This is a genomic window from Kribbella sp. NPDC004875 (assembly GCF_042873375.1).
Classification (GTDB): Bacteria; Actinomycetota; Actinomycetes; order Propionibacteriales; family Kribbellaceae; genus Kribbella.
Window position 1 is genome coordinate 1,985,640 of the sequence record NZ_JBIALI010000001.1, and the last position, 13,201, is coordinate 1,998,840.

Below are 13,201 nucleotides of genomic sequence, written 5' to 3' on the forward strand. Positions count from 1 at the left end.
CCGGGTGGATTTACTGCTCGGGTGAACACAGCAGAGGTACGGCGGCCGTGGATTCTGCGGCGGTGGCCGGCGGCGGCTGGGCTGGTGATGGCTGCTTTCACGTCGGTGGGGTTGGTGAGTGGTGCCGACGTGGCGGCGGTCGTGACGGCGTCAGGCTTCGTGTACCTCGGGGCCGCGGCGCTGCGGAGGCGGGGTGCGGCGTGGCCGGTGTTCGCGATCAGCTTCGTGCTGGTGGGAATCGGCTCCCAAGTCGAGACCGTCAACGCGAGTTGGCTGATGCTGGCGCCGGCCGCCGTCCTCGCGGCGTACGGGGTGATTCGCGGGGCTCTGCGACCGGCGTGGGGGTTGCCCTTGCAGTCCGCGGCCATGATCGTCCTGGCCGCGGCTGCATTGGCAGCGCTCGAAGTGAACCGGACGGCGGCGGGACTGCTGGTCGCCGGCGGGCTGCTGGTGCACGCCGGGTGGGACGCGTACCACCATCGCGTCGACCGGGTCGTCGTACGGTCGATGTCGGAGTTCTGCTGCGTGCTCGACACCGTTCTCGCCGGGATCGTCCTCATCGTGACATTCGCTGACCGGTAGCTGCGATCCGGCGGCGGATGGAACCTGTCACGGCTAGGGTCGATCCGGTGACCGACCGCACCCTCGCCAACGGCCGATACGTCCTCAACGAATCACCGCTCGGTGTCGGCGGGATGGGAACGGTGTGGAAGGCGTTCGACACCGTCCTGCACCGCGAGGTCGCGGTGAAGGAGCTGCGGATCCCGGACGGGCTGAACCCGGCGGAGCAGGAGAAGCTGCGGATGCGCGCCCTGCGTGAGGCGCGGGCCGCCGCCGGGCTCGACCACCCGGCGATCGTGACGATTCACGACGTCGTGGACGAAGCGGGCAGGCCGTGGATCGTGATGCGGCTGCTGCCCGGCCGGACGCTCGACGAGGCGGTCCGCACGAACGGTCCGCTCAACCCACGCCGGGCTGCCGAGCTCGGCGTACGGCTGATCGAGGCGCTGACGGCCGCGCATGCGAACGGCGTACTGCATCGGGACGTGAAGCCGCAGAACGTGATGCTCGGCGGCGACGACCGCTGGATGCTGACCGACTTCGGCATCGCGTCGGTCGCCGGCGCGACCAGGACGTTGACCGCGACCGGCCTGGTCACGGGGACCCTCGGGTACGTCGCCCCCGAGCGGCTGTCCGGCGCCGAACCCGGAGCACCCGCCGACCTCTGGGCCCTCGGGGCGACGCTGTACTACGCCGTCGAGGGGCGGCACGCGTACGACTTCGACGACCTGCCCGCGATGATCGGCGCCGTCCTCACCCGCGACCCCGACCCGATGCGCCTGGCCGGCCGGCTGGCCCCCGTGATCACCGGCCTGATGCAGCGCGACCCCGCCCACCGCCTCGACGCCCGCACCGCCCGCGAACAACTACTGGCCATCGCCGGCGGCTACCCCACCTTCGAGAACCCCACCGTCGTCGCCGACTACAACCGTCAGACCGAGAAGCTCCGCAGCGGCACGAAGGTGATGCCCGGTGCTCTCGGCGGAGACGGCCCGGGCGGATCCAGCCCACATGCTCCGGGTGGTGCTGTCCATGGTGACCCCGGTTGGGGCAGCGCAAACGGCTCAGCCGGCGGCGGGAGGGTACTGCGCGCGCTCGGCGTACTGCTGTTCGCGTTGAGCGCAGCGCTCGGGACGTTCGCGGCTCTCCTCGGCTACTCCCTCAGCAGGGGGATGCCGCTCTGGATCCTCGCCGCACTGGTCATCGTGTGCTCTGGCGGTGCCGCACTCGGTGCCCGGCTGGCACCTCGACTCGCCCGCCGGGTCGGCCTGCCTGCCGCCATCTCGGGAACAGCACTGTTGACCGGCGAGGCGATGGCCGGAGCCGGCCTGATCGTGACTCCGCGACTTCCGATCTCGACGATCATTCTCTTCGGCATCGCGCTGTTGACCTTCGCGATCTGCCTGAGGCTCTCGCGAACAGCGCGCGGCCGGCTGCTCCCGCCGGAGCTGCTCAAACGGACAACCACGACCTTCCGGCTGATCGGCTTCGCGGGCTTCGTGTTCGGCGCGCTGCTCGCAGGCATCTTCTTCTGGGCCGTCGAGACAGATCGCATCGAAGCCCACGACCTCAACTTCGTCGAGATCGCCCTCGCGGCCGGCGGCATGATCGTCGTCGTAGTGGCGCTACTGACGATCTCGGGCGTCCGCTCCGCGCGGACCCCCGAGGACAAGCGGGCCCCAGGTGCCCTGGCCGCGGTCCTCTTCGTGATCCCGGTCGTCACCGCTGTCGTGTTCAGCATTGGCTACGTCGCCCGCATGGACGACTTCACCGCCCTGCCGAACATCTGCGACTGGGACACCCTGTCCGAGGATCGCGTCAAGGAACTGACAGGCGGTTCTCCGGAAGCCGACAACGACGCCTCCGACGGCTGGGTCGACTGTGACTGGAAGCAGGTGGGCGGCGGCGACGAGTCCGCGGAGTTGGAGGTCGAGCTCACGAAGTACGAAGACGTGAGCTCCGCGCAACGCGACCTGCAGAGGAGCCGGGAGTCGGCGGCCGAGAGCGGCAAGACGGTCGCCGAGCTCGCACTCGGCGACGAGTCTTTCACCCGGCCCTACGACGGCGTGATCGACAGCGAGGACACGCTCGGCCGGTCGGTTTACGTCCGGATCGAGAACATCGTGCTGGAGGTCTCGCTCGACCAGTCGGAGGCACGTGGCGAGCCCGCCGAGTCCGCCCTCCGATCCGTGGCCGATGAGCTGACTGGCAAGCTCGAGAACGTGCAGCCGCACCGCTAGGGCCGTAAGTCGATCACCTGTCCTTCCAGGTCGGGCTTTCGACGTAGTGGTTGTCGTAGCGGTCGCTGGTGGCGGCAACGGCGGACCAGGGGGTTTCGCCGCGGTAGGCGCCTTCGAGGAGGCGGTAGTAGCCGAAGCGGGGCTTGGCCCGGGTGAGGACGAACAGCACCTCGGCAGGCCCGTCGCCCGCGGCCTCGAAGGCGTGCGGGGTGTTCGGCGGGACCAGCAGGAAGTCGCCCTGGTGGAGCGTGTGCAGGTCCTCGCCGACGAGCACGCGCAGCGAGCCCTTCAGGACGAAGAACAGCTCGGCCGCCTCGTGGTGCAGGTGCGGGGGAGCGCCCTCCTTGCCGGCCTGGAAGACCGAGCGGTGGCTGGTCAGGTGCCCACCGGTCTCGGGTACGTCGGCCAGCAGCGTGACGCCGCTCGCGGACAGGACCTCGGCGTCGGCGGCGCGAATCAGTACGGTCATGACAGTTTCTCCTTCAGTTGCTGAGAGCAAGAACTGGGGTGCCTGCGAGGATCATCGGATATTGAGGACATTTGGCATCCAGAATCACTTCCTGGCGAAAGGCGGTGGGAGGAGCGGGGCTCAGAGGTTGGCGAATCGGTTCCGGGTGTTGCCCGGCGCGGCCGGGTTGAGGCGGACGACCTCCGCGGCGATGTCGGCGATCGACCTGTTCGCCAGCTCGCGGCGATAGGTCAGCTCGGCGCCACGCATCGCCTGCGAGATCACGCAGGTCTTGGTGTAGTCGGCGCGCGCGTCGGCGCCTGGGCCCTGCTTGAGGATCTCCGTGCAGCGGAACGCGTCGTCCGGACCGTCGATCGCGACGACGATGTCGAGCAGGCTGATGTCACGCGGGTCGCGGGCCAGCTGGAAGCCGCCCTTCGGTCCGGAGACCGAGGTGAGGATGCCGGCCCGGGTGAGCGCCTGGAGCTGCTTGTTCAGGTACGCCGTGGGCAGGTTGTAGAAGGCTGCGAGCCGCTTGGCGGTGACCGCCTCGCCGGAGGCCCAGCTGAGGTTCACGCAGCTGTGCATCGCCCACTCGACGCCTTCGTTCATCTTCATAATCTGGATATTAAATGTCCTGAATAGAGGTGGTCAAGCAAGATCCCTGATGGCGTCAGACCGCGGAAGCGGTGACCGCGGCGCGCTCGAGGGCGATCGCCCGGCGCCGGCTGTGCATGCTGTCGAACGTGAACAGCGCCAGCGCGACCCAGACCAGGCTGAAGCCCGCCCAGCGCATCGGCGTCATCTGCTCGTGGAAGATCACCAGGCCGCAGACGAACTGCATGATCGGCGCGATGTAGTTCAGTAACCCGAGCGTCGTCAGCGGCACCCGCGTCGCCGCGGCCCCGAACAGCAGCAGCGGTACGGCGGTGATCGGCCCGGTCAGCAGCACCAGCACGAGGTACGCCGTGCCGTGGTGCGTGACCGTGGCGTCGCCCTGCATCCCGAGGACGATGATCGCCACGAGCGCCAGCGGTGCGACGGTCCCGGACTCGATCGCCATCCCCTCGATCGCGCCGGCGCCGGCCTGCTTCTTGGTCAGCCCGTAGAACCCGAACGAGAACGTCAGGATGATCGCGACCCACGGCGGCTTCCCGTTCTCGATCGCCAGGCCGATGACCGCGACGAACGCGATCGCCAACGCGGTCCACTGGACCGGCCGGAGCCGCTCCTTCAGCACGAAGACGCCGAGCAGGACGGTGAACAGCGGTGTGATGAAGTACCCGAGCGAGGTCTCGACGACGTGCCCGTGGCCGACGGCCCAGATGTAGGTGCCCCAGTTCGCCGAGATCAGGAACGCCGCCGCGATCAACGGCCAGCGCCGGCGCGGCTCCGCGAGCAACGCCTTCACCTGCCCGAACTTCCGCAGTACGGCGACCAGGACCACGATCGTGACGAGCGACCAGAGCACCCGATGGGCCAGCAGTTCGACCGCGCCGGAGTCGCCGAGGAGTTTCCAGTACAGCGGGAAGAGGCCCCAGATCAGGTAGGCGGCGAATCCGTAGATGAATCCTTTTCGCTGTTCTGGCACAGCAGCCAGCGTAAGGCCCGCGACAGTCGCATCCAAACGGTTTGCTCATGACGTGAGACACCCTGCGCGCCCTCCTCGGCCGCTACTGTTTCCGCGAACCTGAAGGAGGTGCTCCATGGTGGAGTCATCGGCGTCCCGCCGCGAGCTGCTCGACAGCCTGGTCGGGCAGATCAGCCGGGAGACGGCCGCCTCGGCCGGCCTGCTGCCCGAGGACCGGGTACTCGCCCGCCAGCGGATGCAGCAGGCGATCGAGGGCGCGGCGGTCCAGGCGCGTGCGGACATCGCGGCGCTGGCGTTCGGCGACCAGCAAGGGCCGGAGGCGGACCGGTTCTTCGACTACCTCGACAAGTCCTATCGTCAGCAGCGCGACGCGGAGCTGGCCGGGCCGGACTCCGAGCCCTCTCCGGCGCGCAAGCTGGCCGCGGCGATCGTCGCCTCCGACGACCGGCTGAACGGCTTCGCCCCGGACCTGAAACGGCGGGCCGAGTTCTACATCGCGCACTCGGTCACGGTCGCGGCCGAGGCGCAGACGCGGAAGACATCGGGCGGTCCGTCTCAGGCGCCTGCCGCGGCCGCTGCGGGCGCGGCGGCAGGCCCGGCCGCTGCTTCGGTGGCCGCGGTCAAGGCCGGAGTGCCGACCACCAGGGGGACGATCCCGCCGCCTCAGCGCTGAAAGTCCACGGGCTGACTGGCAGCGTGAGGTGCCCTGGTGCGATGCGGTTGGATAGAGGGGTGCAGACGAGGAGGCCCGCGTGGGTGTGAGGACCGGTCTGGTCTCGGTGACGTTCCGGCAGTTGCCGGTCGACCAGGTGGTGGAGGAAGCGGCGAAGTCCGGGCTCGCGGCGATCGAGTGGGGTGGTGACATCCACGTCCCGCTCGGCAACCTGGTGAACGCCAAGCGCGTCCGGAACCTGACCGAGGTGCACGGCCTCCAGGTCGCGGCGTACGGCTCGTACCTGCGGGCCGGCAACGTCGACCGCGAGGAGATGCGCTCCGCGGTCGCCACCGCCGAGGCGCTCGGCGCACCCCGGATCCGGGTCTGGGCCGGCAACGTCGGTACGGCGGACGCGGGTGTCGGCGATCGGATGGCGGTGACCCGCGGGCTCGGCGAACTGGCCGACATGGCGGCCGGCGCGGGCATCGAGATCGCGATGGAGTTCCACCGCGACACGCTCACCGACGAGGTCGACTCGACGATCACGCTGCTGCTGGACGTCGGCGCACCGAACCTCACGACGTACTGGCAGCCGCCGGTCGACCTCGACGACGCGCAGTGCCTGCAGCAGCTCGAGTCGTTGATGCCGTGGCTGAGCACGGTGCACGTCTTCTCCTGGTGGCCCTCGAACAACCGGCTGCCGCTCGCGGCCCGGGAGTCGCTGTGGCGCCCGGTCCTCGACCGCCTGGCCGCTGAGCCGCGCGAGATCAACGCTCTGCTGGAGTTCGTCGCTGACGACTCGCCCGAACAGTTCACCAAGGACGCGGCCGACCTGCACAGCTGGGTCTAGACCTAGACCGGCAGGTAGATCGCCAGGATCAGTTCTCCCTTGGTTGGTTCGCCGGCCGACACGGTGAGCGTGGCGTGGTCGGCTGGGGCGGCGGCGTGCGGTTCGTAGCTGGTCCCTAGGGCCCCGCCGCTGTCCCGGCCGGCGCCGATGGCGCTCTCGTTCTTGCCGACTCGGAGGGTGCCGATGACCTCGCCGGGGTCGCCGAGCGGCGAGCTGCCGTACGCGACGACGTACGGCGTGCCGGTGGGCGTCGTCATGGTCAGGGTCTTGGACGGACCGGTCGCCGTCCGGACGTCGGCGAGGCGGTAGTCGTAGCCGCCGCGCTCGATCTGTTCCGGCAGTTGTACGCCGTCGACCGTCCGCTGGGCGCCCTGGAAGTAGATTCCCAGGCCCAGGCGGACATCCGGCGGTCCGTTCGGCGTGATCTGTGCGACCACCTCGACCCGCTGACCTGCGGGGACAGGTGACGCGATCGTCAGGCTGTTGCCGACGCCCGCATCTGTCGAGTTCGCTTCACAGGTCGCCCGGGTCGGCGCGCCGGGGCCGACGCGCAGTGAGACGGAGTACGGCGATTCCTCGCCGTCGGAGCCCGCGTTCGCCGTGCAGAAGGCATGGAGGACGAGTGGGCGGCCCGTGGAGGTGAAGCTGAACCGGACCTCGTTCCGGCCGGGATCGGCGACTTTTGCGGCGGCCAGCGTGTCTCCGCCGATCTGCCGGCGGTAGACGACGCCGTCCTTGGCGTAGTCGTTCGGTCCGCCGACCGGCCTGCGCGCCGGGGCCCCGTTGGCTCCGTCGGTCGGGGTGGCCGGTGTGGAGTAGATGCCGAACGCGATCCGGGCGTGCGCCGTGACCACCTTGCGAGTTGCCAGATCGATCAGGTCGGCGGACACCTGAGCCGGTTTTCCCACTGGTGAGGTCAGCCAGAAGGGCGAGTCGGGACGCAGGGACACGCTGCTCCCGATCGTCCACGAGCTCGGGTCGCTGAGGCAGCTCGCGTCGCCGACGTACCAGTCGTTGATCTTGAAGCGGATCGCGAACTCGGCGCCGTCCGCCGTGCAGTTGGCGTGCACCGTGATCGAGTCCGTGGTCGGCGTCCAGGCGAACGCCGGCCTGTCCTCGCCGCGGTCGCCGATCCATGCCTTGAGCAACTTGTCGTCGCCGACCGTGCCAGGAACCGTCAGGCCGTCGCGGGTGTAGTCCCGCGGTACGTCGTGGGCGGGGTCCGGTGTTGCCGAGTGCAGGGTCGGCACCAGCCCCGCGGCGATCGCGGCGAGGACCGCGACGGCACCGAAAGCACCGGCGGTACGGCGCTGCTTGGTACGGCGGATCTTCTGGCGGACCCCCGGGAGGACATCGACGGCGTGCTGGCCGGCGGCGTGGGTTTCGAGTTCGTCGCGCAGGTCTTGGAGGTTCATCGCGGGGTCTCCAGGTCTGCCGGAGTACCGGCGGCGAGCGACGGGTCGAGGCGCAGCTTGGCCAGGGCCTTGGCCGTCTGGCTCTTCACGGTGCCGACGCTGCTGCCCATCAGGCGGGCGGTCTCGGGTTCGGTCAGGTCCTCGTAGTACCGCAGGACGATGACGGTGCGCTGGCGGCGGGGGAGGCGGCCGAGCGCGTCCCACAGGTCGAGGCGGTCGTCACCGGCCGGGGCGGGTGTTTCCGGGAGGTCCTCGGTCGGGATCTCGTGGTTCCACTTGCGGCGCCACCAGGACGAGTACGTTGTGACGAGGATCCGGCGTACGTACGGCTCCGGGTTGTCCTCTGTGATGCGGGACCAGTGGAACCAGGCCTTGGCCAGGGCGGTCTGGACGAGGTCCTCGGCCAGCGCGTGGTCGCGGGTCAGCAGGTACGCGGTCCGGAGCAGGGCGGGCGACCGGCCGGCAACGAACGCGTCGAAGCCGTCCACAGTCACCACGACCGCCACCTCCGACCCACGCGCCGTCAGTACCCCATCGTCAACACTCACACCCAGCAGGACCACCTCGCCGCACCGAATGGTTGCCCCGGCATCACTTCCGAGACTTGCCGCTGATCCTGCGCGGCCGCCCGCCGGGCCGGTGGACAGCGGGTTGCCGGAAACTTTCCCCGAGTACTGGCCAAGCGGCGGAATTTCCCGGAATGCTGGGCCGGGACCGATTCCTTCACCGCCCCGGAGGTGTCCGATGTCCAGTGCTCGGCCGGCCCGCTTCGTTCCGCAGTTTCCGCAGATTCCGCGACTGCTCGCCGTACTGCTGCTGTTCTCCGCGACGCTGACCGCCTCGCAGGTCGTCGCCACCACCGTGGCGCATGCGGACGGTTGTTACACGTGGGGCCGCACGCTCAGCCAGGGCGCGAGCGGCGAGGACGTCCGGCAACTCCAGATCCGCGTCGCCGGCTACCCCGGGTACGGCGCTCATCTCGCGACCGACGGTGCCTTCGGGCCCGCCACCAAGGCCGCGGTGCAGCGGTTCCAGTCGGCGTACGGGCTGGCGGCGGACGGGATCGCGGGGCCGGCCACGTTCAGCAAGATCTACGCGCTGCAGGACGACGACTGCACGCCGATCCACTTCACGTACGCGGAGCTGGACGACGGCTGCGGCGGTTCCGGGTACGACGGCGGTCCGTTGTCCGAGGCCGCGACCAAGGCGAACGCGCTGCAGACCATGTGGCAGCTGGAGGCTCTCCGGCACGCTCTCGGCGACCAGCCGCTGAACATTTCCAGCGGTTTCCGCAGCATTCCGTGTAACCGTTCCGTCGGCGGCGCCAGCAACAGCGAGCACCTCTACGGCCGCTCGGCGGACCTGACCGGCGTGCACTCGTTCTGCACGATGGCCAAAGAAGCCCGCAACCACGGTTTCGGCGGCATCTTCGGCCCCGGTTACCCCGACCACAACGACCACACCCACGTCGACATCCGCACCTCCAACACCTGGAGCGCCCCGAACTGCGGCATCTAACCCAGCGGGCGGTTCCCGAAGTCGGTGAGCGGCGGTAGCCCGAGCGCTACCGCCGCTGCCAACCGTTCCCACCCGACGCGGCCGAACGGCTCCAGACCCTCGGCGAAAGCGTGTTCCAACGCGCGAGCCGCACGGACGGCCGCGTCGTGCTCGGCCTGGGTGACCAGGCCGGCGGCCTGCGCGTCGGCCAGCTCGTCCCAGTCCTCGGTCCCGATCGTTGGGCGACCTCGCAGATCTCGCCGTTGTCGCCACGGAAGTGCGAGTGTGCGGGCGTGTAGAACCAGGTGCCGAAGGCATCCGTGGTCATCAGGTAGGACGGCCACAGCCCGGAACCGGCAGGGCGTTTCCGTTTCCGGATGTACGTCGGAGTCACAGCAACTGGCTCAGCGTGTGGATGGCGAGACCGACGAGGGCACCGACGACCGTGCCGTTGATGCGGATGAACTGGAGGTCGCGTCCGACGTGCAGCTCGATCCGGGCGGCGGCTTCGCGGCCGTCCCAGCGCTCGATGGTGTCGGAAATGACGGAGACGATCTCGGTCCCGTACGTGCGCACGACGTACCCGACGGCCTCGGCGGCGCGGGCGTCGACCTTGCCGCGCAGCGCCTCGTCCTCCTGGAGGCGGTGGCCGAGGTCGTGCAGGACCTTGACGCCGCGGACCCGGAGCGTGCTGGTCGGGTCGTTGATCGAGCCGATCAGCGCGGTCCGCATCGCGTCCCAGACCGCGGTCAGGCTGTTGCCCATGTCCGGATGCGTGAGCATCCGCGCCTTCCAGGCCTCGAACCGTTCCATCATCTCCGGATCGTGCTGCAGATCGTCCGCGAGCTGCCCGAGCAACCGGTCAACCGCTTTCCGCGCCGGGTGCGACTGGTTGTCCCGTACGTCGCCCAGCCAGGCCAGCGCCTCGCGGTGGATCCGGTCGATCACCAACCGGTCCACCCACTGTGGCGACCAGCGCGGCGCCCGCGGTCCGACGACGTCCGCCAGCAGCTCCCGGTTGTCCGCGAGCCAGTCGTACGCCTCGACCATCAGCAGGTCGAACAGTGCGTGATGCGCACCGTCCTCGACCACCGACTGGACGAAGTGTCCGGCGATCGGGCTCAACGGTTCCTTCACGAACCGCGGCAGCAACGACCCGCGCACGAACGCCGCCACGTCCTCGTCGCCGAGCCGCGGCAACGCCGCCCCGACGGTGCGCGCGCCCTCCGCGACGATCCGCTCGGCATGGTTGCCGTCGGCAAGCCACTCACCGACCCGGCGGCTGACCTGGGCGGTGCGCATCTTCTCCGCCACCACGTCCTCGGAAAGGAAATTCTCGGTGACGAACTGCTCGAGACTTTCCGCCAGACTGTCTTTCCGGGTCGGAACGATCGCGGTGTGCGGAATCGGCAGCCCGAGCGGGTGCCGGAACAGCGCGGTGACCGCGAACCAGTCCGCCAGCGCACCCACCATCGCCGCTTCGGACGCCGCGTTCAGGTACGCCCAGCCGCCGCCGCGATGCAGAGTCGCCACATAGATGATCGCGGCGAGCACCAGCAGGGACAGTGCCACTGTCCGCATCCGCCGCAGCCCACGCCGCCGTACCAGATCGGCCGCGCCCAACGTCAAGGTCGCCATACACCGATCTAACCAAGTCGGCGGTGATCAGGCCCTCAGGCAAGCACCTGAGTCGACCCCCGGCGTTCCATCAGACCGGAAATCGCCGCCAGGACCAGACCGGCCACGGCGAGCCCGGCGCCGAGGCGGCTCGGCCACTCGTAGCCGTAGCCGGCGGCCAGTACGACGCCGCCGAGCCAGGCTCCGAGCGCGTTCGCGATGTTGAGCGTGGAGTGGTTGAGCGAGGCGGCCAGCGATTGGCCCTCGTGCGCGACGTCCATGAGCCGGGTCTGCAGCGCCGGTACGAGGATGCTCGCGGAGCAGCCCATCGCGAACACCGCGACGAGTGCGCCTGCGCGGGTCTGCGCCAGCCAGCCGAACGTCCCGAGGACCACGGCCACCGCGACCAGTCCGCCGTACACGCTTCCCATCAGCGCCCGGTCGGCGAGCCGGCCGCCGACAACGGTTCCGACCGTCATGCCCACGCCGTACACGGCGAGCACGATCGTGACGGCGGATTCCGAGAACCCGGCCAGTTCCGTCATCGTCGGGGTGATGTAGGAGTAGGTCGCGAACATTCCGCCGAAGCCGACCATGCCGACCAGCAGGGCCATCCAGACCTGCGGCCGGGCCAGCGCGCTCAGCTCGCTCCGGACGTTCACCTCGCTGCCGACCGGCTGCGGCGGCACCCAGAACCAGACCGCGACCAGCGTCAGCAGGCCGAGTACGCCGACCGCGAGGAACGGGACCTGCCAGCCGAGCCGCTGACCGAGCAGCGTCGTCACGGGTACGCCGATGATGTTCGCGATCGGGAGACCGACCATCGTCATCGACACCGCCCGCGCCCGTCGGTCGGCAGGCACCATCGACGCTCCGACGACCGCGCCGATCCCGAAGAACGCGCCGTGCGGAAGGCCGGAAAGAAACCGCGCGGCCATCAGGAACTCGTAACTGGAGGCCATCGACGACAGCACGTTTCCGGCCACGAACACGGCCATCAGTCCGAGCAGCAACCGTTTCCGTCCGGTCCGCGCGCCGAGCGCCGCGATCACCGGAGCACCGACCACGACACCCAGCGCGTACGCCGAGACGACGTGGCCGGCCGTCGGGATCGAGATCCCCACACCGTCCGCGATCTGCGGCAGCAGCCCCATCGTGACGAACTCGGTCGTCCCGATCGCGAAACCACCGGTCGCCAGCGCGAACAACGCCAGGTTGAGGTGCCGCGCGCTCACGGTCGTGTCAGGAGTCACCGAACTTGTCACACCTGATTGTCGCAGAGATCAGCAGGGCCACCGCGCAGAGGGCGAACACCGCGTTCCCGGTCAGATCGGCGGTCCGGGAGGCACCGAAGACCGGTGCTTCCGGAAACGCGTGCCACGCGTAGGTGAGCAGCGCCCCACCCGCGGCGGCCAGCGAGTGCATCCGGGTCCAGCCGGTTCGCCGGGACCAGGTCACGACGATGAAGATCGCGAGAAGTTGGAGCGCCAGCATGAAGACGGCCTCGAGCCAGCCGTTCCTGACCTGGTCGTTGACGACCATCCAGGCCGAGCTCAAGACCAGCGCGGCGACCCCGGAAACCCACGCCGGCGGAACGCTTCCGGGCGCGGCGTTTCCGGCGTTCCGCACGGATTTCCGGCCGACCCACCCCGCGAGCGCCACCAGGACAACGATCGCGACCCCGACGCCGAGGTTCTGGCCGACGGAAGCGCGGAACGGATCCTGCGCGTAGCCGAAGGCGGTCGTCACGACGACGCCGACGGCGAACAGTGCGCCGTACACGCTGAAGCCGGTCTTGCCGAGCCAGGGTTCGCGGGGACGGCGGGAAAGCGACTCCATCAGCACGATCGGGACCGTGATGCTCCAGATCGTGTGCAGGCTGAGGACGAGCAGGGTCCACGGGGCGCCCATGCCGAGGGGCGAGATGTGGCCGGGATCGAGCAGCCGCAGGTGCGCGTAGTTCGGGTTGAACAAGGACTGCGTGGTGATGCCCTCCTCGATCACGCCGTACGCGAGCGCGAGGATCAGCACGCTGGGGTAGCCCCAGCCTTTCCGGCGGACGATCTCGCGGATCAGGACCGCGCCACCGCCGTACAGCGGGGCCAGCGTGAACAGCGCGAAGAACGCGGTGATCGGGATGTTTCCGAGCAGGAATTCACCGACCAGCGGGGACAGGAAGAACAGGCCGAGGGCGGGCAGGCTCCGCTGCACGCCGTACTGCGTGGGTGCGGTCGCCACGTTCGTGTTCGTCATACCCGTCACTCTGGCTGCCGACGGCCGCTCGCACGGATGCGATCCGGCCGCTTCCCGCGCTGACGGACGTCCGG

Annotated in this window: 14 protein-coding genes; 5 read left to right on the forward strand and 9 right to left on the reverse strand. The window is 69.5% G+C overall.

The features are described from left to right. The first annotated feature begins 21 nt into the window (after positions 1-21). Both ACFYRH_RS09615 and ACFYRH_RS09620 read left to right on the forward strand, forming a co-directional pair. Entirely contained in the window at positions 22-582 is a 561-nt protein-coding gene (locus ACFYRH_RS09615; protein WP_387770799.1) for a hypothetical protein, read from the forward strand. A gap of 47 nt (positions 583-629) precedes the next feature. After that, the gene (locus ACFYRH_RS09620; RefSeq protein WP_387770802.1) at positions 630-2,801 is read left to right on the forward strand and encodes a bifunctional serine/threonine protein kinase/MFS transporter; all 2,172 of its coding nucleotides are present in this window, start codon (positions 630-632) and stop codon (positions 2,799-2,801) included. A gap of 13 nt (positions 2,802-2,814) precedes the next feature. Here ACFYRH_RS09620 and ACFYRH_RS09625 read toward each other — a convergent pair whose 3' ends face one another. The 3 genes from ACFYRH_RS09625 to rarD all read right to left on the reverse strand — a co-directional run bounded on the left by ACFYRH_RS09625 (position 2,815) and on the right by rarD (position 4,840). Then, the gene (locus tag ACFYRH_RS09625; protein WP_387770805.1) at positions 2,815-3,270 is read right to left on the reverse strand and encodes a cupin domain-containing protein; all 456 of its coding nucleotides are present in this window, start codon (positions 3,268-3,270) and stop codon (positions 2,815-2,817) included. Between the two features lie 120 nt (positions 3,271-3,390). Next, on the reverse strand, positions 3,391-3,867 hold the full coding sequence (locus tag ACFYRH_RS09630) for an RrF2 family transcriptional regulator (protein ID WP_387770808.1): 477 nt from the start codon (positions 3,865-3,867) through the stop codon (positions 3,391-3,393). 55 nt (positions 3,868-3,922) lie between these two features. Continuing rightward, the gene (gene rarD, locus ACFYRH_RS09635; protein ID WP_387770811.1) at positions 3,923-4,840 is read right to left on the reverse strand and encodes an EamA family transporter RarD; all 918 of its coding nucleotides are present in this window, start codon (positions 4,838-4,840) and stop codon (positions 3,923-3,925) included. 115 nt (positions 4,841-4,955) lie between these two features. Here rarD and ACFYRH_RS09640 point away from each other — a divergent pair, with 115 nt between their 5' ends. Together ACFYRH_RS09640 and ACFYRH_RS09645 are read left to right on the forward strand one after the other, a co-directional pair. Continuing rightward, a complete protein-coding gene (locus ACFYRH_RS09640) occupies positions 4,956-5,513 on the forward strand; it encodes a hypothetical protein (protein ID WP_387770813.1) in 558 nt (185 codons plus the stop codon). 79 nt (positions 5,514-5,592) lie between these two features. Beyond that, complete coding sequence (locus tag ACFYRH_RS09645; protein WP_387770816.1) at positions 5,593-6,345, forward strand: sugar phosphate isomerase/epimerase family protein; 753 nt, start codon at positions 5,593-5,595, stop codon at positions 6,343-6,345. A 2-nt stretch (positions 6,346-6,347) separates the two neighbouring features. Here the strand turns inward: ACFYRH_RS09645 and ACFYRH_RS09650 are convergent, their stop codons facing one another. Together ACFYRH_RS09650 and ACFYRH_RS09655 are read right to left on the reverse strand one after the other, a co-directional pair. Continuing rightward, on the reverse strand, positions 6,348-7,760 hold the full coding sequence (locus ACFYRH_RS09650; RefSeq protein ID WP_387770819.1) for a hypothetical protein: 1,413 nt from the start codon (positions 7,758-7,760) through the stop codon (positions 6,348-6,350). After that, complete coding sequence (locus tag ACFYRH_RS09655) at positions 7,757-8,308, reverse strand: SigE family RNA polymerase sigma factor (RefSeq protein ID WP_387770822.1); 552 nt, start codon at positions 8,306-8,308, stop codon at positions 7,757-7,759. Before ACFYRH_RS09655 ends, ACFYRH_RS09650 begins: the two co-directional genes overlap by 4 nt. Before the next feature lie 196 nt (positions 8,309-8,504). On the opposite strand from ACFYRH_RS09655, the gene ACFYRH_RS09660 reads away from it, so the two are divergent. Next, positions 8,505-9,278, forward strand: coding sequence for a D-Ala-D-Ala carboxypeptidase family metallohydrolase (locus ACFYRH_RS09660; protein ID WP_387770825.1), 774 nt, complete (start codon positions 8,505-8,507; stop codon positions 9,276-9,278). Here ACFYRH_RS09660 and ACFYRH_RS09665 read toward each other — a convergent pair. Genes ACFYRH_RS09665 through ACFYRH_RS09680 form a run of 4 tightly spaced genes read right to left on the reverse strand, consistent with a single transcriptional unit; the run spans position 9,275 to position 13,127 of the window. Then, on the reverse strand, positions 9,275-9,601 hold the full coding sequence (locus ACFYRH_RS09665) for a hypothetical protein (RefSeq protein WP_387770828.1): 327 nt from the start codon (positions 9,599-9,601) through the stop codon (positions 9,275-9,277). The genes ACFYRH_RS09660 and ACFYRH_RS09665 overlap by 4 nt on opposite strands. A gap of 46 nt (positions 9,602-9,647) precedes the next feature. Beyond that, a complete protein-coding gene (locus ACFYRH_RS09670; protein ID WP_387770831.1) occupies positions 9,648-10,895 on the reverse strand; it encodes a DUF445 domain-containing protein in 1,248 nt (415 codons plus the stop codon). Positions 10,896-10,930: 35 nt separating this feature from the next. After that, positions 10,931-12,127: an MFS transporter gene (locus tag ACFYRH_RS09675; protein ID WP_387770834.1), complete on the reverse strand. Its 1,197-nt coding sequence runs from the start codon at positions 12,125-12,127 to the stop codon at positions 10,931-10,933. Beyond that, a complete protein-coding gene (locus ACFYRH_RS09680) occupies positions 12,117-13,127 on the reverse strand; it encodes a hypothetical protein (RefSeq protein WP_387770837.1) in 1,011 nt (336 codons plus the stop codon). The genes ACFYRH_RS09675 and ACFYRH_RS09680 overlap by 11 nt, the downstream gene beginning before the upstream one ends. Positions 13,128-13,201: the final 74 nt, after the last annotated feature.

Excerpts from the sequence above, each read along its gene's own strand:
- ACFYRH_RS09625 (WP_387770805.1), bottom strand. The coding sequence starts at position 3,270 with ATGACCGTACTGATTCGCGCCGCCGACGCCGAGGTCCTGTCCGCGAGC.
- ACFYRH_RS09630 (WP_387770808.1), bottom strand. The coding sequence starts at position 3,867 with ATGAAGATGAACGAAGGCGTCGAGTGGGCGATGCACAGCTGCGTGAAC.
- ACFYRH_RS09640 (WP_387770813.1), top strand. The coding sequence starts at position 4,956 with ATGGTGGAGTCATCGGCGTCCCGCCGCGAGCTGCTCGACAGCCTGGTC.
- ACFYRH_RS09650 (WP_387770819.1), bottom strand. The coding sequence starts at position 7,760 with ATGAACCTCCAAGACCTGCGCGACGAACTCGAAACCCACGCCGCCGGC.
- ACFYRH_RS09660 (WP_387770825.1), top strand. The coding sequence starts at position 8,505 with ATGTCCAGTGCTCGGCCGGCCCGCTTCGTTCCGCAGTTTCCGCAGATT.
- ACFYRH_RS09670 (WP_387770831.1), bottom strand. The coding sequence starts at position 10,895 with ATGGCGACCTTGACGTTGGGCGCGGCCGATCTGGTACGGCGGCGTGGG.
- ACFYRH_RS09680 (WP_387770837.1), bottom strand. The coding sequence starts at position 13,127 with ATGACGAACACGAACGTGGCGACCGCACCCACGCAGTACGGCGTGCAG.